Below are 19,743 nucleotides of genomic sequence, written 5' to 3' on the forward strand. Positions count from 1 at the left end.
GCATGACAGATGACGCGATAGCGAGCGGGCCGTCCAAGGGGCCGAACGGCCTGTCGGACGAGGAACGGCTGGCCCAGCTCGGTTACACGCAGGTCCTGGCCCGCCGTATGTCGGCGTTCTCCAACTACGCGGTCTCCTTCACGATCATCTCGGTCCTGTCGGGCTGTCTGACGCTGTATCTGTTCGGCATGAACACCGGCGGCCCCGCGGTGATCACCTGGGGCTGGGTCGCGGTCGGGCTGATGACGTTGTTCGTCGGGTTGTCGATGGCCGAGATCTGTTCGGCGTACCCGACCTCCGCGGGGCTGTACTTCTGGGCCCATCGGCTGGCCCCGCCCCGGACGGCGGCCGCGTGGGCGTGGTTCACGGGCTGGTTCAACGTGCTCGGGCAGGTCGCCGTGACCGCCGGCATCGACTTCGGGGCCGCGTCCTTCCTCGGCGCGTACCTGAACCTCCAGTTCGACTTCGAGGTGACCCCGGGCCGGACCACGCTGCTCTTCGCGGCGATCCTCGTCCTGCACGGCCTGCTGAACACCTTCGGCGTGCGGATCGTGGCCCTGCTGAACAGCGTGAGCGTGTGGTGGCACGTGCTCGGTGTCGCGGTCATCGTCGGGGCGCTCACCTTCGCCCCCGACCACCACCAGTCGGCGTCCTTCGTGTTCGGCGAGTTCGTGAACAACACGGGCTGGGGCAGCGGCGTGTACGTGGTCGCGCTCGGCCTGCTCATGGCCCAGTACACCTTCACCGGGTACGACGCCTCCGCCCACATGACCGAGGAGACCCACGACGCCTCGACGGCCGGCCCGAAGGGGATCGTGCGGTCGATCTGGACGTCGTGGATCGCCGGTTTCGTACTGCTGCTCGGCTTCACCTTCGCCATCCAGTCCTACGACGGTGCCCTGAACTCCTCGACGGGGGCGCCGCCCGCCCAGATCCTGCTGGACGCCCTGGGCGCGACCTCCGGCAAGCTGCTGCTGCTCGTCGTCATCGGGGCGCAGCTGTTCTGCGGGATGGCGTCCGTGACCGCCAACAGCCGCATGATCTACGCCTTCTCGCGGGACGGCGCGCTGCCCTTCTCGCACGTCTGGCACACCGTCAGCCCGCGCACCCGGACGCCGGTCGCGGCGGTGTGGCTGGCGGCGGGCGGCGCGCTGGTCCTGGGCCTGCCGTACCTGATCAATGTGACGGCGTACGCGGCGGTGACGTCGATCGCCGTCATCGGCCTCTACATCGCGTACGTCATCCCGACGCTGCTGCGGCTGCGCAAGGGCGAGGAGTTCGAGCGCGGGCCGTGGCATCTGGGCCGCTGGTCCCGGGCGATCGGCGTGGTGTCGGTGGTGTGGGTCGGCGTGATCACGGTCCTGTTCATGCTGCCGCAGGTCTCGCCGGTCACCTGGGAGACCTTCAACTACGCGCCGGTGGCCGTCCTCGCGGTCCTCGGCTTCGCGGCGACCTGGTGGCTGGCCTCGGCCCGGCACTGGTTCCTCAACCCCGACCACGAGCGGACGCGGGCGCGGGAAGCGGCCCGCAAGGGTGCCCCCGAACCGGTCGATCCGTGATCTTTGCGGCCGGTCCCCGACCGCGGCGCGGCCGTGTCCCCGATACCCGATCGGAGAGACGGCCGCGTCCGGCTATGCTCGGGGAGGCAACATCGCCTGGGCCCTTAGCTCAATTGGCAGAGCAGTGGACTTTTAATCCATTGGTTGTGGGTTCGAGTCCCACAGGGCCTACGGGGCGTGGCGCCCGAGCCGGCTTCGGTCGGTTCGGGCGCCGACTTGTTCTCGGGGTCAGCGCGTCCGTCTCGTTCTCGGGGTCAGCGCGTCCGTGGCCAGAGGGTGCCCAGGATCAGCCGTACCTGGTCGATCAGGTGCGCGGGGTCGAAGGTGCCGGGGGCGGTGAGGGCAATGCGGCCGAAGTGTTCGGCGCAGGCGACCAGGGCGTGGGCGAGGATGCGGGCGTCGAGGTCGGGGCCGTCGCGGTCGGCCAGGGTTCGGGCCAGCCACGCCTCGACCAGGCGCCGGAACCGCTCCCGGTCCGCCTCGATGCGGTCGCGGACCACCGTCGGCATGTTGCCGGGTGGGGACAGGATCAGCCGCCAGGTGTCCGGGTCCTGATGGAGCATCGCGGACATGCGGTGGACCGTCTCCGCGGCGAACGTGGCCGGGTCGGAGGAGTCCGTGGAGTCGGGCAGCGTGGCGAGCAGGCTGTCGTAGGCGCGCGCCTGCTGGCGGTCGAGCAGCGCGGTCAGCAGGGTGTCGAGGTTGTCGTAGGCGCCGTAGACCACGGACCGGGCGACACCGGCCCGCTTCGCGATCGCGTCGATGGAGATCCGGTCGTACCCCTCGCTCACGATCACGGCGAGGGCCGCGTCCAGCAGTTGCTCGCGGCGCTGCTCGATCGGGACGCGCGGGGCGTAGGGGCGGCGCTTGCGGGGCTTGTCCTCGGAAGTCATGGGCGCTGACACCTTGGCAGTTTACGACAGCCGTGTCTTAATTTACGACACCAGTGTCGTAAGTGAGGAGTGGCCCATGGCCAGGCTGAGGCGCGGTGACGTCGCACCGCACGAGGACTACGGCTTCTTCGGGCCCGGCTCGGTCGTGTGGAAGGTCTGGAGCTATCCGACCGCCCCGACGGTCGGCTTCCAGCGCGCCGTGGTCGTCGAGGAACTCGACCCGCCGCTCGTCGCCGCCGTGCACGCGACCCAGGGCATCTACCGGCGCGCCCGCACCCGTTACGACCGCACCCTGCGGTACTTCGCGATGGTGGCGTTCGCCGGCACCCGTGAGGTCTGCAAGGCCGCGGACGTGCTGGTCAAGGTCCACTCCAAGGCGATCGGCGAGCTGCCGTACGGCGGCGGCACCTACGACGCCAACGACCCCGCCTCCCAGCTGTGGATCCAGCTGACCGGCTGGCACTCGATCCTCTACGCGTACGAGAAGTACGGCCCCGGCAAGCTCACCGAGCAGGAGGAGACGGAGTACTGGGAGGCATGCGCCCTCGCCGCCGAGCTCCAGACCTGCTCGCCCGATGACGTCCCTCGCAGCCGGGACGGCGTCCGGGCGTACTTCGCGGAGATGCGCCCGCGGCTGTCCGCCAGCCCGATCGCCCGGCAGGCCATGAACCACCTGCTGAGGACCGAGCTCGTGCTGCCGCCGACGCCGTGGTGGGCGAAGCCCGCGAGCCTGGTCGTCGCGCGGGCGCAGCGGATCGCCACGATCGCCACCCTGCCGCGCTGGATGCGCGAGCTGGCCGGCATCCGGCAGTCACGCCTCCTCGACACCCTCATCGTGCCCGTCATGAAGACGGCCTTCGCGCTCGCCCATCTCAGCCCCCGGCTCGAACTGCTCCTGATAGGACGCCTCTCGCCCTCCACGGTCCCGGTGATCGCGCCGATGAAACTCGGCATCCCGCCCCGCACACAGGAAGTGCTGACGCCCGCCGAGGCCCGCGCCCGCCACGGCTACCCCAGGCCCGCCGAGGCCCACCTCGACTTCCGCGCCCGACAGGCCGCCCGCGTCTTCGAGGACGGCAAGGCCCCCAGCGACCAGGGCCTCATCGAGTCCCAGGAGATCCTCGGCCCGCTCGGGTAACGCGAGTCCAACACCTGTGGCGGCGACGTAGGTTGGGCCCATGTCGACGTCACCGGTGATCCTGCTGCTGTCGGGGAGCCTGCGCTCCGGCTCCACCAACGAGGCCGTACTGCGCACCGCCGAGGCCGTGGCGCCGGCGGTGGGAGTACGGGCGGTGTTGTACGACGGTCTCGCCGGCCTTCCGCACTTCAACCCCGACGACGACACCGACCCGCTGCCCACGCCCGTGACCGCGCTGAGGGAGGCGATCGACTCGGCGGCCGGGCTCCTGATCTGCACACCGGAGTACGCGGGGACGCTGCCGGGCTCGTTCAAGAACCTGCTCGACTGGACGGTCGGCGGCACCGAGATCAGCGACAAGCCGGCCGCCTGGGTGAACGCGGCCGCCAAGGGACGCGGGGGAGGCGCGGAGGCCACCCTGCGGACGGTGCTCGGCTACACCGGCGCCGGGATCGTGGAGTCGGCCTGCGTGAAACTTCCCGTGGACCGGGGGATGCTCGGCGCGGACGGGACCGTCACCGACCCGGAGTTCCGCCGCCGGATCGGGGAGACCCTCCGGATGCTGGCCGCGGCGGCGGAGGCGCGGGCATGACGGCACCGCACGTCCTCAATCTCTGGCGCCGGCAGCTCGGCCACGTCCCCGACTCGGTCTGGCAGCGCACCGAACTCCAGGTGCTGATCCTCGCCGACAACGGCCTCACGCACCTCCCGCCCGCCATCGGCCGCCTCCACCGCCTGACCACGCTCGACCTCGGCCACAACCACCTCACCTCGGTGCCGCCCGAACTCGGCGCCCTGACCGGCCTCTCCGGCTTCCTCTACCTGCACGACAACGACCTCACCGAACTCCCCGGCGCCCTCGGCGACCTCACCCGGCTGCGCTATCTCAACGTCGGCGAGAACAAGCTCGCCGAACTCCCGGACGCCGTCGGCCGGATGACCGGGCTCGTCGAACTCCGGGCCCAGCACAACCTGCTCACCACCCTGCCGGACGGCATCGGTGACCTCCCCGCCCTGCGCGAACTCTGGCTCCGCGGCAACCGGCTCACCGGCCTGCCCCCGTCCGTCGCCGGCCTGCGCGAGCTGCGCCACCTGGAGCTGCGGGACAACGCCCTCACCGACCTCCCGGACGCCCTCGCCGGCCTCCCCCTCCTGCGCCACCTGGACCTGCGCAGCAATCACCTCACCCACCTGCCGGACTGGCTCACCGACCTGCCCGCACTGGAGAAGCTGGACCTGCGGTGGAACGCCGTGGACACCTCGTCGCCGCTCGTGGCCGAGCTGGAGCGGCGGGGGTGCGTGGTCCTGGCGTAACCGGCGCAAGGAGACGGAGACGAACTCGGACATGGACACGGCCACGGCCACGGCGACCGGCGTGCTCGGCCGCGGAGCGGGAGCAGCGGCGCCGTGAACTCGCCGAGGCGGGGCTGCCGTTCCTCGTCGCCGAGGTTTCCGGGACGGTCGCCGGGTACGCGTACGCGACCGCGTGGCGACCCCGGCCCGCCTACCGGTTCACCGTGGAGAACTCGATCTATCTCGCCCCGGACGCCACCGGGAAGGGGCTGGGCAGTGCCCTGCTGGGCGCGCTGATCGAGGCGGCGGCCCTGGCCGGGAAGCGGAGGATGATCGCCGTGGTCGCGGACAGCGACGCCGCGGCCGCCTCCCTCGCCCTCCACCGCCGCTTCGGCTTCACCGACGCCGGCCGGCTGACCGCCGTAGGACCCAAGCACGGCCGGTGGATCGACACCGTGCTGATGGAGAAAGAGCTGGAGGTGTAGCCCGCTACACCCCGACAGGGGAGCCCGCTCGACCGCCGTCCCGCACCCCCGTGACCTAGCCTTCCCGCATGGGAAAGACCATGCGGCGGGCCGTGCGGGCGACGGGGCATCTACTGCTCGCCGCGGCGATGGCCTTCGGCGTGTGGATCTTCGTCTGTGTGCTGCTGATCACCGCCGTGGGCACCCTCGCGCTGGTCGGGGCCTGGCTGCTGCCCGAGACGGTGCTGCTGATCCGGCGGATCGCGGGCGCCAAGCGGAAGACGACGGCCGCGTGGACCGGCGTACGGATTCCCGAGGCCTACCAGCCCCTCACCGGCACGACCCGCGAGCGCTTCCGGACCGCCGTGCACGACCCCGGCACGCTCACCGACTTCCGCTGGATGGTCGCGTACTACCTGTACGGCGCCCTGGTCTTCCTCGCCCTCCCGCTGTGGCCGATCGGGCTCGTCGTGGACGGCGTGTGGAGCGGCCTGCTGCGGCGGCAGCCGGTCGTCCTGCCGCTCATCGTGCGGATCGCCGACCTGGAGGCCGACTGGTCGACCGCGCTGCTCAAGCCGTCCCCGAAGGCCGTGCTGGCCCGCCGGGTCGAGGAGCTGGCCGCGACCCGCGCCGACGCGATCGCCGCGCACGGTGCCGAACTCCGCCGTATCGAACGCGACCTGCACGACGGCGCCCAGGCCCGCCTGGTCGCCCTGTCGATGCGGATCGGGCTGGCGAAACGGGCCTACGACCGTGACCCCGAGGCCGCCCGCAAGCTCCTGGACGAGGCCCAGGACCAGGCCGAGCAGGCGCTGACCGAGCTGCGCCAGGTCGTCCGCGGCATCCACCCGCCGATCCTCAGCGACCGGGGTCTGGTCGGTGCCGTACGGGCCCTCGCGGCGAGCAGCGGGCTGCGCGTGAGCATCGAGGACGAGGGGCTGGACGAAGGGGTGCGCGCGCCCGCCGCCGTCGAGGCCGCCGCCTACTTCGTGGTCGCCGAGTCCCTCACCAACGCCGCCAAATACAGTGGCTCGCCCCGCGCCGAGGTACGGCTGACCCGGACCCGGCGCGGACTGCGGGTGCGGGTGAGCGATGTCGAGGGTCGGGGCGGTGCCGAGGAGAGCGGCGGCTCGGGGTTGCTGGGCATGCGGCGAAGGGTGGCCGCGCTGGACGGGACCGTGGACGTGTCGAGCCCCGTCGGGGGGCCGACCGTGATCGAAGTGGAGCTGCCGTGCGTGTGGTGATCGCCGAGGACAACGCCCTGCTGCGGGAGGGCCTGGTCCTGCTGCTGACGTCCGCCGGGCACGAGGTGGTGGCCGTCGCCGGGACCGGGCCGGAGATCATGCCCGCCCTCCTCGAACACCGGCCGGATGTCGCCGTGTTGGACGTGCGCATGCCGCCGGGATTCCGGGACGAGGGGCTGCGGGCCGCTCTGGAGGCCAGGCAGCAGCTGCCCGGCCTTCCGGTCCTCGTGCTCTCGCAGTACGTCGAGGAGTCGTACGCCGCCGAACTGCTCTCCGGCGGCACCAGCGGGGTCGGTTATCTCCTCAAGGACCGGGTGGGCCGGGTCGACGAGTTCCTCGACGCGCTGGAACGGGTCGCCGCCGGCGGCACCGCCCTGGACCCCGAGGTCGTCACCGAACTCCTCACCCGCCGCAAGGACAGCCCGCTGGACTCCCTCACCCCGCGCGAGCGCGAGACCCTCGCGCTCATGGCCGAGGGCCACGACAACGCGACCATCGCGAAGACTCTCGTCGTCACCGAACGCGCCGTCCACAAGCACATCGGCAACGTCTTCCTGAAGCTCGGCCTGCCCCCGAGCGACAGCGGCCACCGCCGGGTGCTGGCCGTCCTGGCCTACCTGGCGCACACGCCCAAGTAGTTATCCGACGCTCAACTCGGTGAGCTCGCCCAGCGGCAGCGTGTGCTGCGTCTGGAGCACCTTCGCCCGCAGATAGCGGACGTTGTGGGCGGTGGTGAAGACGCCGGTGGGGACGCGATCGCGGACGTCGATGCCGAGGTCGCGCAACTGGCCCGCCTTGTCGGGGTTGTTGGACAGCAGGTCCAGCGACTCGATGCCCAGGGCCTTCAGCATCTGCGCGGCCGCCGTGTAGTCACGGTCGTCCTCGGGCAGGCCCAGCGCGGTGTTCGCGGCGTAGGTGTCGAGGCCCTGGTCCTGGAGGGCGTACGCGTCGAGCTTGTTGTAGAGACCGATGCCGCGGCCCTCCTGACGGAGGTACAGCAGCACGCCGCCGCGCTCGGCGATGCGCTCGACCGCCTCGCGCAGCTGCGGGCCGCAGTCGCAGCGGGCGGAGCCGAAGACGTCACCGGTGAGGCACTCGGAGTGCAGCCGGACCAGCGGGTTCGGGCCCGGCTCACCGAGGACGACCGCCAGGTGTTCCTGGCCGTCGACCAGTCCGTGGAAGGTGACCAGCTCGGAGTCGACGCGGTAGCCGTCACCGAAGCGCAGGGGCACGCGGACACGGGAGCGCTGGGTTGCGGCGGGGATGTCGGTCATGCGGGTACTCCGGTCCGTAGACATATCTGCTTCAGATTTGAAGCAGATCTACAGGTCGAGACCCTACCCCATGCTTTAAATTTGAAGCAACAGATTTATGGCGCTCGCGGATATATGGCGCTCGTCACGAACAGGACGGCGACGACCGCCGCCGCCACGGAACCTCGTCCCCCGTGTCCTCCTGGAGCCCGTCCGCGATCGCCCGCGAGATCTCCTCCAACTGACCCACCTGCTCCGGGCTGAGCCGGTCGAAGAGGGCGGAGCGGACCGTCTCGACATGTCCGGGCGCCGCCCGCTCCACCTCCGCCATGCCCTCGTCGGTCAGTACGGCGATGCTGCCGCGCTTGTCCCAGCGACAGCTCTCCCGCCCGACCAGCCCGTCCTTCTCCAGCCGGGTCACGGCGTACGTCAGCCGCGGACGCGTGATCTTCAGCCCCTCGGCGAGATCGGTCATCCGCAGCCTCCGCTCCGGCGCCTCGGAGAGAGTGGAGAGGATGGAGTAGTACAGGTGCGGCATGCCGGCGTCCTGCTGGAGCTGCCGGTCGATCGCGTCCTCCAGGAGGTGCGCCGCGGCGATGTACGCGCGCCAGGCGCGCTGCTCCTCGGGGGTGAGCCAGCGGGTCGTCATGCCCCCAGTGTAGGTTTGCTTCAAACTTGAACCAAGAGCTGCACGTCACAGCACGCCCCAGCACGTCACAGCCACGCGCCAGCACATCTCAGCGAGAGGGACCGCGCCGATGCCCCACCCGTACGTCCTCCTCTCCGCCGCCGTCTCCCTCGACGGCTACCTCGACGACACCGGCCCCGACCGGCTCCTGCTCTCCTCCCCGGCCGACTTCGACCGCGTCGACGAGGTCCGCGCCTCCGTCGACGCGATCCTGATCGGCGCCGGCACCATCCGCGCCGACAACCCGCGCCTGCTGGTGAACTCCGCCGAGCGCCGCGCGGCCCGGGTGGCGGCGGGCAAGCCGGAGTACCCCCTGAAGGTCACGGTCAGCGGCTCGGGCGACCTGGACCCGGAGGCGAAGTTCTGGCACACGGGCGGCGACAAGCTCCTCTATACGACGGACAAGGGCGCCGAGCGCGCCGAGGCGCACGGCCTCGCCGCCGACGTAGTCCCCCTCGGCCCCGACCTCGACTGGCACCGCCTCCTGGCCGACCTCGCCGCCCGCGGCGTGGACCGCCTCATGGTCGAGGGCGGCGGCCGTATCCACACCCAGCTCCTCCAACTGGGCCTCGCCGACGAACTCCAGCTGGTCCTGGCCCCGTTGTTCGTCGGCACCCCGGAGGCCCCCCGCCTCTTCGGCCCCGGCGGCTACCAGGGCGGACGCCTGCGACTGACGGAAACCCGGCAGATCGAGGACGTGGTCCTCATGCGCTACGAACCCACGGCCCCCGGCACCGGCCCGCGCGCCACACCCGCCGACCACCACTGGCTCCGCCTCGCCTGCGAACTGGCGACGCTCTGCCCGCCCTCGCGGACCGCGTTCAGCGTCGGCGCGGTCGTGGTCGCCGCCGACGGCACGGAACTCGCCCGCGGGTATTCGAGGGAGGGCGACGACCCCGTCGTACACGCGGAGGAGGCGGCCCTGGCGAAGATCGACGCGAACGATCCCCGGCTGGCGTCGGCGACCGTCTACAGCAGCCTGGAGCCCTGCGCCCGCCGCGCCTCCCGCCCGGCGCCCTGCGCCCGGCTGATCCTCGACGCCGGGGTGCGCCGCGTGGTGACGACCTGGCGGGAGCCGGACACGTTCGTGGCGGCGGCGGACGGGAACGGGCTGCTGGCGGCGGAGGGCGTCGACGTCGTCGTACTGCCGGAGTACGAGGAGCGGGCGAAGGCGCCGAACCGGCACTTGCTGTCGTAACCCGCACTTGCTGTCGTACCAGTACCTGCTGTCGTACAGCACCTGCTGTCGTAACCAGTACCTGCTGTCGTAGCGTCAGCCGGCCGCGGCAGCGGCGGCCGTGGCCTCGACCGACCGATCGGCCCAACAGATCCTGCGGCCCGGCAACTCCCGGTCCACGCTTCCCCTATGAGGCCCCGACTCACCGCCGCTCTCCTGCTGGCCCCCCTCCTCGCCACCGCCTGCGCGGGGACCGGTGCCGACACCCGCACCATGGCCCGCGCCCTCCCCCCGGACACCGCCTTCACCCACCCCGGCGTGCTCGTCAGCGAGGCGCAGCTGGAGGCCGTGAAGAAGAACGTCACCGCGGGGAAGCAGCCGTGGCTCAAGGCCTACCTCGACATGCGGGACAGCAAGTACGGGGCGTACAAGTACCGGCCCGAGCCGTACGCCAGCGTCGACTGCCCCGGCGGCGACCACGCCGACCGGCCCGCGCACGGGTGTGTCGAGGAGCGCGAGGACGCCATCGCCGCCTACACCCAGGCCCTGCTCTTCTGGATCACCGGCAAGCAGCAGCACGCCGTGAAGGCCAGGGAGATCATGGACGCCTGGTCGGCGCGGATGCGGCGGCACACCGAGGAGGACGCCGGGTTGCAGACCGGGTGGGCCGGGGCGACGTGGGCGCGGGCCGCGGAGATCGTCCGGCACAGTCCCGGCGCGGGCTGGCCGGCGGACCGGGTCGCGCGGTTCGAGACCATGCTGCGGGCGGCCTATCTCCCGACCGTCACCCGCAAGGTCCCCGACTACAACGGCAACTGGGACCTCGTGATGACCGACGCGGCCATCGGGATCGCCGTCTTCCTGGAGGACCGCAAGGCCTTCGAGCACGCCCTGGAACGGTTCCGGCAGCGCGTGCCCGCCTACTTCTACCTGGCGAAGGACGGCAGGCTGCCGCTCACGCCCAAGGGGTCGACCGTCAACACCCCGCAGAAGCTCACGACGTACTGGTTCGGGCAGAAGACGTACAAGGACGGCATGTCCCAGGAGACCTGCCGCAACTTCAAGCACGTCGGCTACTCCATCGCCGCCACCGCCCACATCGCCGAGACCGCCTGGCACCAGGGCATCGACCTGTACGGCGAGGTGAAGGACCGGCTCAAGAGCGCGCTTGCCTTCCACGCCCGGTACCAGGCGGGGGAGTCCGCGCCCGTGTGGCTGTGCGGCGGGAAGGTCGACCGGAACATGGGGCCGGACCTGGAGGTTGCCCTCAACCACCTGGAGAACCGCCTCGACATCGCCGTCCCGGCCGCCCACAAGCTCGCCGAGGAGACCCGCCCGGCCGGCACCGACAACCTCTTCGTCTCCTGGGAGACCCTGACCCACGCGGGCAATCCCGCCAGCTGAGAACCGGCCCCTGAGCTGCGGCGACGTAAAGGTGGCGCGAGCGGTCCCGCGGATGGCGTATGCTGGTTTCACCGACGCGGGGTGGAGCAGCTCGGTAGCTCGCTGGGCTCATAACCCAGAGGTCGCAGGTTCAAATCCTGTCCCCGCTACTGAAGGCCCAGGGCCGGAATCCAGTCAACGGATTCCGGCCCTGAGTCGTTGTGCGCCGCTCGCTGTACGACGGCCCTGACGATGTCACGGCGGGTGATCAGATGAGCGCCCTCCGCATAACAACTGACATACCGTCAATACCTGTGAGGTGCCTGAGAGTCTGTGTCGGTGGGGTCAACTCGCCCGTTTTTTACCGGCCATGACCCCTACGTCCTGCCGAAAAAGGTTAATGATCAAGCGGAACAGCTTGGAATCCGCACCCCGGGTCTATTAACGTTCGATAACGCAGCGCGGTCGTCCCAGCCGTCACAAGAGTCGGCTCCGTGCGCACGCGCCGAATCCCGCAAGGGAACCGGGGAACCACCAACTTGGGGTGAATCACGCGTAAGTCGCCGTGGCAGCACGGCGGTTATACGCGCGTAGGAGACCTTCCTGCTCCGAACCCGTCAGCTAACCCGGTAGGCGAGAAGGAAGGAAAGGAGCACGCCCACGTGGCGTCAAACCGGCCTGCCCCCGAGGCCCCGTACGTGCCGAGCCAGCGCAGCACCGATGCCTTCGGCTACGGCAGCTACCACCACGACGAGGGTCCGCAGGAGGTCTGGAATCCCACCGAGGACGCCCTCCGTCCGGCGCGTGGCAAGCACCGGGTGGCCAAGCAGCGCGGCGGGGGACTCGCCCGCAGCTCCACGGTTCTGGGCGTCGGTGTCATAGCCGCCGTCGGCGCGGGCGGCATGGCCAGCGCCAACACCGGCAAGCCGCCGGTCTCCATCTCGATGCCCGACCTGCCGAGCGTGGGCGGCGTCTTCGGCGGTGAGGACGAGGCCCCCAAGGGTTCCGCCACCGCCCTCAGCAGCCTGGCCACCAGCACCACGGAGACCGCCGAGAGCGGCTCGGACGCCGGTGAGGCGCTGCGCAACCGGATCATGGCGCAGGCCGAGAGCCAGCAGAACCAGGTCGACAACAAGGCCCAGCTCGCCAGCGAGGCCGAGGCCGCCGAGCAGGCCGCCAAGGCCGAGGCCGCCGCGCTGAAGAAGGCCGCCGACGACGCCGCCGAGGCGAAGAAGGCCGCCGAGGAGAAGGCCGCGAAGGAGGCCGAGGCCAAGCGCCTCGCCGAGCTCGCCAAGCAGTTCACGCTGCCGACCTCCTCGTACACGATCACCTCGACCTTCGGTCAGGCCGGTTCGCTCTGGTCCTCCGGCTACCACACCGGTCTCGACTTCGCGGCCCCCACGGGCACGCTGATCAAGGCGATCCACAGCGGCACCATCACGGAGGCCGGCTGGGCCGGCTCCTACGGCTACCGCACGATCCTCACCCTCGACGACGGCACCGAGCTGTGGTTCTGCCACCAGTCCTCGATCAGCGTCAGCGTCGGCCAGAAGGTCAGCACCGGTGATGTCATCGGGCGCGTGGGCGCGACCGGCAACGTGACCGGCGCCCATCTGCACCTGGAGGTCCACCCCGGCGGGGCGGACACCGGCATCGACCCGATGGCGTGGCTGCGGAGCAAGGGCCTCAACCCCTGAGGCGCGTCGCCTTCTGAACCCCGGCGGTCCTGACGCTCACCCCCCGACGTCAGGGCTGCCGGTTTTTGCCGTGGACTTTCTTGGCGTGGATTTTGCGGCTGGTCCGGAAGATCCGCCTCCGACGCGCGCGTTGTCCATGACCATGACTTCTCTTCGCAAGCTGGGCACGTCCGACCTCGAGGTCTTCCCGCTCTCCCTCGGCGGCAACGTCTTCGGCTGGACCGCCGACGAGGCGCAGTCCTTCGCCGTCCTCGACGCCTACGCCGCCGCGGGCGGCAACTTCCTCGACACCGCCGACTCCTACTCGGCCTGGGTGGAGGGCAACTCGGGCGGCGAGTCCGAGACCATCATCGGCCGGTGGGTCAAGGCGCGCGGTAACCGCGACGACGTCGTGATCGCCACGAAGGTCAGCCAGCACCCGGAGTTCCAGGGCCTGACGGCCGCCAACATCAAGGCCGCCGCGGACGCCTCCCTGCGCCGCCTGGGCACCGACCACATCGACCTCTACTACACCCACTTCGACAAGCCCGAGGTGCCGGTCGAGGAGATCATCGGCGCGCTGGACGAGCTGGTGAAGGCGGGCAAGGTGCGGCACATCGCCGCGTCCAACATCTCGGCCGAGCGGCTGGAGAAGTCGCTGGCCTTCTCGGAGCGCGAGGGCCTGGCCCGGTACGTGGCGCTCCAGCCGCACTACAACCTGGTCTCGCGCGAGACGTACGAGGGTGAGCTCCAGGACCTGGCGGAGCGCACCGGCCTCGCCGCCGTCCCCTACTACGCGCTCGCCTCCGGGTTCCTCACCGGCAAGTACCGCGACGGCGAGGTGGTGGAGGGCGCCCGGGCCGCCGGCGCGGGCAAGCACCTGGAGACCGAGCGGGGCCGCAAGGTCCTCGCCGCCCTCGACGACATCGCCGAGGCCCACCGCGTGCCGGTCGCCACGATCGCCCTGGCCTGGCTCGCCGCCCAGCCGACGGTGACAGCCCCGATCGCCTCGGCGCGGATCGTCGACCAGCTGCCGGCGCTGGTCAGGGTGGCGGAGGTGACCCTCACGGAGGCTGAGGTGGAGCGGCTGACGGAAGCGTCCGCGTAGCCCTCGTCAGGACTGGTAGGGGTTGTACGCGGGGTACGCCGTCTGGGGGTACGGGGCCGTCTGCTGCCCGTACCCGTACACCCCGTACATCGGCCACGGCGCCGCCACCACCGGGACCGGCGGTGCTGTCGCCCGGGCCGCGTGGTCCAGGGCGGGACGGGCGACGTCCCGCCGGGCCCACAGCTCGTGCAGCAGCTCCCTCTCCCGTACGACGAAGTCGGCGCCGGCGCGGCCACGGCGCCCCCGGTGCCGCAGGAACGCCAGCGACGTCGCGTACGCCTCGTACTGCGCCACCGCCCGCGCGGCGGGCCTGCCGGCGTGATGGCGGGCGTACTGGCGGGCGATGCGCCGGGCCCGCATCGAGCCGAGTGCGAAGGGTTCGGCGGGGGTGAGCCAGCCGGCGACGGCGTAGGCGGGCAGTTCCTCGCGGACGGTCTTCAGCTCGCGCTGCCGGGTCCAGATGACGAGCCAGGTCAGCAGCCCGAACGCGGGGACCATGAAGGCCGCGTACACGGCGAAGAAGCCGTACTCCCCGAAGGTGGACGAGCCGTTCCAGACGGCGTGCATGCCCATCGCGAGCAGCAGGCCGGAGAGGGGGAGGAGGACGCGGCGAAGGTGGTGGCGGTCGGCGGAGAGGGCGGCGATGCCGAAGCCGATGCCGGTGAGGACCGTGAACAGGGGGTGCGCGAACGGGGACATGATGACGCGCACGAAGAACGTCGCCGCGGTCACGGACGCGATGCCGCGGTCGCCGGTGAGCTGGTCGGTGCCGAAGGCGGTGCCCAGGTAGAGGATGTTCTCGGTGAACGCGAAGCCGGTGGCGGTGACCCCGGCTATCACCACGCCGTCGACGATCCCGGTGAAGTCCCGTCTGCGGAACAGGAAGACCAGGAGTACGGCGGCGGCCTTGGCGGACTCCTCCACGACCGGCGCTATGACCGTCGCGCCGAGGGTGTCCGCGCTGGACGGGTCGGCGGTCGCGGTCGCTATCCATCTCGTCGCGAAGCTGTTGGCGACGATCGCTATCAGCGCCGCCGCGCAGGCGCCCCAGGCGAAGCAGAACAGCAGATTGCGCCAGGGGCCCGGCTCGACGCGGTCCAGCCAGCGGAACGCGGCTATGAGCAGCGGCACGGGGAGGATCGCGAGGCCGAGGCCGACCAGGAACCCCTCGGTGCCGGTCTGCTCGCGCACCAGGGCGAGGATGACGAGCCCGGACAGGGCCAGCAGGGTGGTCAGCGCGCCGTAGCGCACCCACTTCTTCTGCCACCAGTGCGCGTGCCGCAGCGCACCGCCGGCGGGGCCGGTGGGAGGGTGCGTGGGGTACGGGGGAAAGGTGGCCACGGCATTGACCTTAACGAGGGGGGTGGCTGCGGTGCGTGTCTCTCTCGGTTCTCTCTTGCCTTGTCTAATGCTGCCTATCGCTGCCTATCGCTGTACGCGACGGAACAACAGGTCGTTCACGACATGTCCCTTGTCCAGTCCCTGGCCCTCGAAACGGGTCAGCGGCCGGTAGTCGGGACGCGGCGCAAAACCGCCGTCGGCCTGGGTGTTCTCGAAGTCCGGGTGCGCCGTGAGCACCTCGAGCATCTGTTCGGCGTACGGCTCCCAGTCGGTCGCGCAGTGCACGATCGCGCCCGGCTTGAGGCGGGTCGCGGCGAGACTGAGGAACTCCGGCTGGATCAGCCGCCGCTTGTGGTGCCGCTTCTTCGGCCAGGGGTCGGGGAAGTAGACGCGCAGCCCGTCGAGGGAGTCGGGGGCGAGCATCTCGCGCAGCAGGATGATGGCGTCGCCGTTGCCGACCCGGACGTTGGGCAGGCCGTTCTGGTCGGCGAGGTTGAGCAGGTTGCCCTGGCCGGGGGTGTGCACGTCGACGGCGAGGATGTTGGTGCCGAGGTCGGCGGCGGCCATCTGCGCGGTGGCCTCACCCATGCCGAACCCGATCTCCAGGACGACGGGATGGTCGTTGCCGAACAGCTCACCCAGGTCGATGACCCCCCGCCCGTCGATGTCCAGCCCCCACTTGGGCCACAGCCGCTGCAAGGCGTCGGCCTGCCCGGCGGTCACCCGACTCCGCCGCGGCTGAAAACTCCGAATCCGCCGCTCGAAGTGAGACCCGGCGGGATCAGGCTTGGGCCCATCGGGAAACCGCGGCTCCCCTTTGGACCGGGTGTGCCGGACGGAGACACCGGGGGTGTGCTCGGACGCTTCGCCGGGGGCGTGCGGGGTCGGCTCGCCGGGGGTGGCGGCGGGCTGGGGGGCGTCGGGGGTGTTGAGGGAGTCAGACACAGTGGGGTCGATTTTACGTGTGCGGCCGCCCCTTAGCTGCGGGCAGTCGTGCCGCGGAGGCTGCACCCACCCCAGCAGCGGCAGCCGTCCATTCACCGTAGCTGCGGGCAGTCGTGCCGCTGGGGCGGCACGGGTGGGCGCAGCGGCACCCCGCTAGCGCGGGCAAGCGAAAACGTCCCTACGGCGACCCCCACCCCGGGCACCCGCTCAGTCCCCGCCCAGCACCGCCAACGCCCGCCGCGCCACCTCCCGCCCGATCGGCAGCGAAGCCGTCGCCGCCGGAGACGGCGCGTTCAGCACATGCACCGTCCGCGCCCCCTCCTTGATCAAGAAGTCGTCCACCAGCGTCCCGTCCCGCAACACGGCCTGCGCCCGCACCCCCGCCGCCGCAGGCACAAGATCGTCCTCCCGCACCGCAGGCAACAGCCGCCGCACCGCCCGCGTGAACGCCGCCTTGGACACCGACCGCCGCAGCTCCCCGGCCCCGTACCGCCAGTGCTGCCGCGCGATGTGCCACGACCCCGGCCACGCGAGCGTCGCACCCAGCTCCCGAGGCCGTACGACACCCCACCCGTACCCCTCCCGGGCGAGCGCCGGCACCGCGTTCGGCCCGATGTGCACGCCCCCGTCGATCCCGCGCGTGAGATGCACCCCGAGGAACGGGAACGCCGGGTCCGGCACCGGATACACCAGCCCCCGCACCAGCTCGGGCTGCGCCAGCTCGTAGTACTCGCCCCGGAACGGCACGATCCGCATCTCCGGGTCGTCCCCGGCCAGCCGCGCCACCTCGTCGCAGTGCAGCCCGGCGCAGTTCACCAGCACGCGCGCGCGGATCACGTCACCGGCGGTGGTGCGCACGGCGACGCCGAGCTCCGGGCGCCGGTCGATCCGCTCGACCCGCGCCCCGTACCGGATCTCCGCCCCGGACGCCGCCGCGAGCTGCCGGGCGACCCCGACGAAGTCGCACACGCCGGTCGTGCCGACGTGTATGGCGGCGAGTCCCTCCACCTCCGGCTCGTACTCGGAGATCTGCGCGGGCCCCAGCTCGCGCACCGGAATGCCGTTCTCCCGGCCACGCTGCACCAGGCCGTGCAGCCGCGGCAGCTCGTCCCGCTCGGTCGCGACGATCAGCTTGCCGGTGACGGCGTGGGCGATGCCGTACTCCGCGCAGAACTTCACCATCTCCGTGGCGCCCTTGACGGCGTACCGCGCCTTGAGCGACCCCGGACGGTAGTAGATCCCGCTGTGGATGACCCCGCTGTTCCGCCCCGTCTGATGCCGGGCCGGCCCCGCCTCCTTCTCCAGCACGGTCACCCGCGTACCGGGCGCGGCACGCGTGATCGCGTACGCCGTGGACAGCCCGACGATGCCCCCACCGACCACGAGCACGTCACAGTCGTAAGCGACGGCCGAACGCACGTGCACCACCTCCCACCTCGATAGTGCACTGCGCCACTGACAGTCCCTTCAAACGCGGGACACGACCGGGCTTAGGCGGGAGCCATCAGCAGCGGCCTCGCCCGCTCCCGCAGCTCCACCACCCGCGGCTCGTCGCCGTACGGCTCCAGGCGGTGCAGCAGGTCCTTCACGTACTCGGTGGTGCGGGCCGACGAGATGCGCCCCGCGACCTCCACCGCCCGCACGCCCTGCTCGCATGCCGCATCGAGATTGCCCGACTCGAGCTCGGCGACCGCGGAGACGACGAGCCGCAGTCCGTGCGAGCGCACGAACTCCTCCGTCGGCTTCGACAGCGCCTGCTCCGTGAAGCGCCGCACCTGGCGCGGCGCCTTGAGGTCGCGGTAGCACTCGGCCGCGTCGGCGGCGAACCGGTCGTAGGAGTAGAAGCCGAGCCAGGACGGGTCCTGGTCGCCGTCCCGCGCCCGCTCCAGCCAGCCCTCGGCGGCCCGCAGCGCCGCGCCCGCGGCATGCGCGTCACCCGCGCGTGCGTGCGCGCGTGCCTCGACGAGGCGGAAGAAGCTCATGGTCCGGGCGGTCGCCAGGCCCCGGTTGCGTTCCAGGGCGGCCTGGGCGAGGTCGACGCCCTCGTCGCCGAAGCCCCGGTAGGTCGCCTGGAGGGACATGGAGGCCAGGACGTAGCCCCCGAGGGGCACGTCGGCCGCCGCGCGGGCCAGGCGCAGGGCCTGGATGTAGTAGCGCTGCGCCGCCTCCTGCTGGCCGGTGTCGAAGGCCATCCACCCGGCGAGCCGGGTGAGTTCGGCGCTGGCACCGAAGAGTGCCCGGCCCACCTCGTCGGAGTAGGAGCCGAGCAGCAGCGGTGCCGCCTCCACCCGTAAACACTCCGGCACCATGGACGAACGCCAGTCGCCGCCTCCGTACTTGGAGTCCCAGCGCCTGGCGTCCTCGGCGGCCTCCCGCAGTTTCTGCACGTCGCTGTGGCCGACTTTGAGCGGTGCGCCGGAGTCCTCGGAGGTGTTCACCTCGCGCGCGACCGAGCTGTCGGCCGGGGTTATCAGCCACCGTGAGGCGGGCGTTGCGTACGCGCTTACTGCGAACGATCCGGCCAGTGACTGCCAGATGCCGCCGGAGCCGGCCCGGCGCCCCGCGAGGTCGAGCCGGTACAGCTCCGTCGCGCTGCGGACGGCCTGTCCGACGTCCCTGGGGAAGGCGAGGCCCACTTCGGGTGCGGGATCCGCGTCCGCCAGACCGATCTCGTGGAGCGGCACCGGGCGGCCGAGCTTCTGGCCGATCGCGGCGGCGATGAGGTGCGGCGCAGCGCCTTGCGGCACCATGCCCTTGGACACCCAGCGCGCCACCGAGGTCTTGTCGTAGCGAAGAGTCAACCCGCGTTGAGCGCCAAGATCGTTGACGCGACGCGCGAGTCCTGCGTTGCTGATTCCCGCGAGGGCGAGAACGGCGCCGAGCTTTTCGTTCGGCCCGCGTTGCTCCCTGGACATGCGCCACCCCTCGACACAGACGGCTGCCGCGCTGGCATAACCACGCGGCATTCGTAAACCCAGCGTAGTTCGCCGCATCCCAAGCGTTAAGGGGCATTCTTCCGGATGGCGGGATTGTGGCCCGTACGCGCGTACGGGCCCCACACGCACCGTCGTGGCGTGCTCCCGCTGTGTGGCCGTGCGCCTGTGCGTGCGCTCTTCTCCGGCCATCGGGGGAGCGGTTCCATGGATCGTGCGTGGGTCGGCCCGCTGTACTGGATCCAGTGGGCTGGGGGATTCCGCCGCCTCCATCCCCGCGGGCGGCGGAACGGTCCGGGGGGCGAACTCCGTTCCCCGGACTGCGCGTTGTCGAGGCGGTGCGCAGAGCCTGTACGGAGCGTGCGCGAGCCTGTCCCCGCTGCGCCAATTTGGCTGAAAACCGACCCCGCATTTCGCAGGCAATTACCGCTCCCACCATGGAAGTTGGCGGCGCGAAGGGCGTTCTGGGGGAGCGTATCGGGGGCGCATTCAGGTCGCAGACCCCCTCCCCGGTACGGGTGTTCGCTTCTTCACGGGCACGCGCGTGGGGGCGCATCCGGCGGAGCTCAAGCGGCTCCGCCGCCCCTCCGGCGCGCGTCCTTCATGGCAGCATGGTGAACCGATTCGTACGGTGCACTGGTTGTCCAC

General features: G+C 71.2%; 18 protein-coding genes, 2 tRNA genes and 1 riboswitch. Of the genes, 13 read left to right on the forward strand and 7 right to left on the reverse strand.

Translation table 11 applies throughout. The annotated features are described in order from the left end of the window. Positions 1-2: 2 nt before the first annotated feature. The gene (locus IQ210_RS12255; protein WP_194078912.1) at positions 3-1,559 is read left to right on the forward strand and encodes an amino acid permease; all 1,557 of its coding nucleotides are present in this window, start codon (positions 3-5) and stop codon (positions 1,557-1,559) included. Positions 1,560-1,657: 98 nt separating this feature from the next. Beyond that, a tRNA-Lys gene (locus tag IQ210_RS12260) sits at positions 1,658-1,730 on the forward strand. 83 nt (positions 1,731-1,813) lie between these two features. Here IQ210_RS12260 and IQ210_RS12265 read toward each other — a convergent pair. Next, a complete protein-coding gene (locus tag IQ210_RS12265) occupies positions 1,814-2,452 on the reverse strand; it encodes a TetR/AcrR family transcriptional regulator (RefSeq protein WP_194078913.1) in 639 nt (212 codons plus the stop codon). 76 nt (positions 2,453-2,528) lie between these two features. Here IQ210_RS12265 and IQ210_RS12270 point away from each other — a divergent pair, with 76 nt between their 5' ends. The 6 genes from IQ210_RS12270 to IQ210_RS12295 all read left to right on the forward strand — a co-directional run bounded on the left by IQ210_RS12270 (position 2,529) and on the right by IQ210_RS12295 (position 7,229). Beyond that, the gene (locus IQ210_RS12270) at positions 2,529-3,590 is read left to right on the forward strand and encodes an oxygenase MpaB family protein (RefSeq protein ID WP_194078914.1); all 1,062 of its coding nucleotides are present in this window, start codon (positions 2,529-2,531) and stop codon (positions 3,588-3,590) included. Between the two features lie 40 nt (positions 3,591-3,630). Beyond that, positions 3,631-4,182 carry an NADPH-dependent FMN reductase gene (locus IQ210_RS12275; protein WP_194078915.1) on the forward strand — a complete coding sequence of 184 codons (552 nt, stop codon included), beginning with the start codon at positions 3,631-3,633 and terminating at the stop codon, positions 4,180-4,182. Continuing rightward, a complete protein-coding gene (locus IQ210_RS12280; protein WP_194078916.1) occupies positions 4,179-4,904 on the forward strand; it encodes a leucine-rich repeat domain-containing protein in 726 nt (241 codons plus the stop codon). The genes IQ210_RS12275 and IQ210_RS12280 overlap by 4 nt, the downstream gene beginning before the upstream one ends. Next, positions 4,886-5,368 carry a GNAT family N-acetyltransferase gene (locus tag IQ210_RS12285; protein ID WP_194078917.1) on the forward strand — a complete coding sequence of 161 codons (483 nt, stop codon included), beginning with the start codon at positions 4,886-4,888 and terminating at the stop codon, positions 5,366-5,368. Before IQ210_RS12280 ends, IQ210_RS12285 begins: the two co-directional genes overlap by 19 nt. Positions 5,369-5,436: 68 nt before the next feature. Then, on the forward strand, positions 5,437-6,591 hold the full coding sequence (locus tag IQ210_RS12290) for a sensor histidine kinase (RefSeq protein ID WP_194078918.1): 1,155 nt from the start codon (positions 5,437-5,439) through the stop codon (positions 6,589-6,591). After that, on the forward strand, positions 6,579-7,229 hold the full coding sequence (locus IQ210_RS12295; RefSeq protein ID WP_194078919.1) for a response regulator transcription factor: 651 nt from the start codon (positions 6,579-6,581) through the stop codon (positions 7,227-7,229). The genes IQ210_RS12290 and IQ210_RS12295 overlap by 13 nt, the downstream gene beginning before the upstream one ends. On the opposite strand, the gene IQ210_RS12300 is transcribed toward IQ210_RS12295, so the two are convergent. Next, the gene (locus IQ210_RS12300) at positions 7,230-7,865 is read right to left on the reverse strand and encodes a GTP cyclohydrolase II (protein ID WP_194078920.1); all 636 of its coding nucleotides are present in this window, start codon (positions 7,863-7,865) and stop codon (positions 7,230-7,232) included. A gap of 124 nt (positions 7,866-7,989) precedes the next feature. After that, entirely contained in the window at positions 7,990-8,493 is a 504-nt protein-coding gene (locus tag IQ210_RS12305; protein WP_194078921.1) for a MarR family winged helix-turn-helix transcriptional regulator, read from the reverse strand. Between the two features lie 109 nt (positions 8,494-8,602). Between IQ210_RS12305 and IQ210_RS12310 the strand changes: the two genes are divergently transcribed. The 5 genes from IQ210_RS12310 (at position 8,603) to IQ210_RS12330 (ending at position 13,876) form a co-directional block, all read left to right on the forward strand. Further along, positions 8,603-9,730 (forward strand): dihydrofolate reductase family protein, encoded by a 1,128-nt coding sequence (locus IQ210_RS12310; RefSeq protein ID WP_194078922.1) that lies wholly within the window; start codon positions 8,603-8,605, stop codon positions 9,728-9,730. A 168-nt stretch (positions 9,731-9,898) separates the two neighbouring features. Next, complete coding sequence (locus IQ210_RS12315) at positions 9,899-11,113, forward strand: alginate lyase family protein (RefSeq protein ID WP_228047464.1); 1,215 nt, start codon at positions 9,899-9,901, stop codon at positions 11,111-11,113. A gap of 75 nt (positions 11,114-11,188) precedes the next feature. Then, a tRNA-Met gene (locus tag IQ210_RS12320) sits at positions 11,189-11,262 on the forward strand. A gap of 323 nt (positions 11,263-11,585) precedes the next feature. After that, a riboswitch (cyclic di-AMP (ydaO/yuaA leader) is annotated at positions 11,586-11,743 on the forward strand. An 11-nt stretch (positions 11,744-11,754) separates the two neighbouring features. After that, positions 11,755-12,789: a M23 family metallopeptidase gene (locus IQ210_RS12325; RefSeq protein WP_194078923.1), complete on the forward strand. Its 1,035-nt coding sequence runs from the start codon at positions 11,755-11,757 to the stop codon at positions 12,787-12,789. A gap of 142 nt (positions 12,790-12,931) precedes the next feature. Further along, positions 12,932-13,876 carry an aldo/keto reductase gene (locus tag IQ210_RS12330; protein WP_194078924.1) on the forward strand — a complete coding sequence of 315 codons (945 nt, stop codon included), beginning with the start codon at positions 12,932-12,934 and terminating at the stop codon, positions 13,874-13,876. A 6-nt stretch (positions 13,877-13,882) separates the two neighbouring features. Here the strand turns inward: IQ210_RS12330 and IQ210_RS12335 are convergent, their stop codons facing one another. The 4 genes from IQ210_RS12335 to IQ210_RS12350 all read right to left on the reverse strand — a co-directional run bounded on the left by IQ210_RS12335 (position 13,883) and on the right by IQ210_RS12350 (position 19,077). After that, positions 13,883-15,217 carry a PrsW family intramembrane metalloprotease gene (locus IQ210_RS12335; protein WP_194078925.1) on the reverse strand — a complete coding sequence of 445 codons (1,335 nt, stop codon included), beginning with the start codon at positions 15,215-15,217 and terminating at the stop codon, positions 13,883-13,885. Between the two features lie 84 nt (positions 15,218-15,301). After that, complete coding sequence (gene trmB, locus IQ210_RS12340; RefSeq protein WP_194078926.1) at positions 15,302-16,162, reverse strand: tRNA (guanosine(46)-N7)-methyltransferase TrmB; 861 nt, start codon at positions 16,160-16,162, stop codon at positions 15,302-15,304. A gap of 207 nt (positions 16,163-16,369) precedes the next feature. Next, on the reverse strand, positions 16,370-17,590 hold the full coding sequence (gene lhgO / locus IQ210_RS12345; RefSeq protein ID WP_194078927.1) for an L-2-hydroxyglutarate oxidase: 1,221 nt from the start codon (positions 17,588-17,590) through the stop codon (positions 16,370-16,372). Positions 17,591-17,652: 62 nt separating this feature from the next. After that, positions 17,653-19,077: an MFS transporter gene (locus IQ210_RS12350; RefSeq protein ID WP_126272930.1), complete on the reverse strand. Its 1,425-nt coding sequence runs from the start codon at positions 19,075-19,077 to the stop codon at positions 17,653-17,655. Positions 19,078-19,743: the final 666 nt, after the last annotated feature.

The organism is Streptomyces justiciae (assembly GCF_015163075.1).
GTDB classification, from domain to species: Bacteria; Actinomycetota; Actinomycetes; order Streptomycetales; family Streptomycetaceae; genus Streptomyces; species Streptomyces justiciae.

Coding starts and splice junctions, on each gene's coding strand:
- IQ210_RS12255 (WP_194078912.1), top strand. CDS start 3: ATGACAGATGACGCGATAGCGAGCGGGCCGTCCAAGGGGCCGAACGGC.
- IQ210_RS12265 (WP_194078913.1), bottom strand. CDS start 2,452: ATGACTTCCGAGGACAAGCCCCGCAAGCGCCGCCCCTACGCCCCGCGC.
- IQ210_RS12270 (WP_194078914.1), top strand. CDS start 2,529: ATGGCCAGGCTGAGGCGCGGTGACGTCGCACCGCACGAGGACTACGGC.
- IQ210_RS12275 (WP_194078915.1), top strand. CDS start 3,631: ATGTCGACGTCACCGGTGATCCTGCTGCTGTCGGGGAGCCTGCGCTCC.
- IQ210_RS12280 (WP_194078916.1), top strand. CDS start 4,179: ATGACGGCACCGCACGTCCTCAATCTCTGGCGCCGGCAGCTCGGCCAC.
- IQ210_RS12290 (WP_194078918.1), top strand. CDS start 5,437: ATGGGAAAGACCATGCGGCGGGCCGTGCGGGCGACGGGGCATCTACTG.
- IQ210_RS12300 (WP_194078920.1), bottom strand. CDS start 7,865: ATGACCGACATCCCCGCCGCAACCCAGCGCTCCCGTGTCCGCGTGCCC.
- IQ210_RS12305 (WP_194078921.1), bottom strand. CDS start 8,493: ATGACGACCCGCTGGCTCACCCCCGAGGAGCAGCGCGCCTGGCGCGCG.
- IQ210_RS12310 (WP_194078922.1), top strand. CDS start 8,603: ATGCCCCACCCGTACGTCCTCCTCTCCGCCGCCGTCTCCCTCGACGGC.
- IQ210_RS12315 (WP_228047464.1), top strand. CDS start 9,899: ATGAGGCCCCGACTCACCGCCGCTCTCCTGCTGGCCCCCCTCCTCGCC.
- IQ210_RS12330 (WP_194078924.1), top strand. CDS start 12,932: ATGACTTCTCTTCGCAAGCTGGGCACGTCCGACCTCGAGGTCTTCCCG.
- IQ210_RS12350 (WP_126272930.1), bottom strand. CDS start 19,077: ATGTCCAGGGAGCAACGCGGGCCGAACGAAAAGCTCGGCGCCGTTCTC.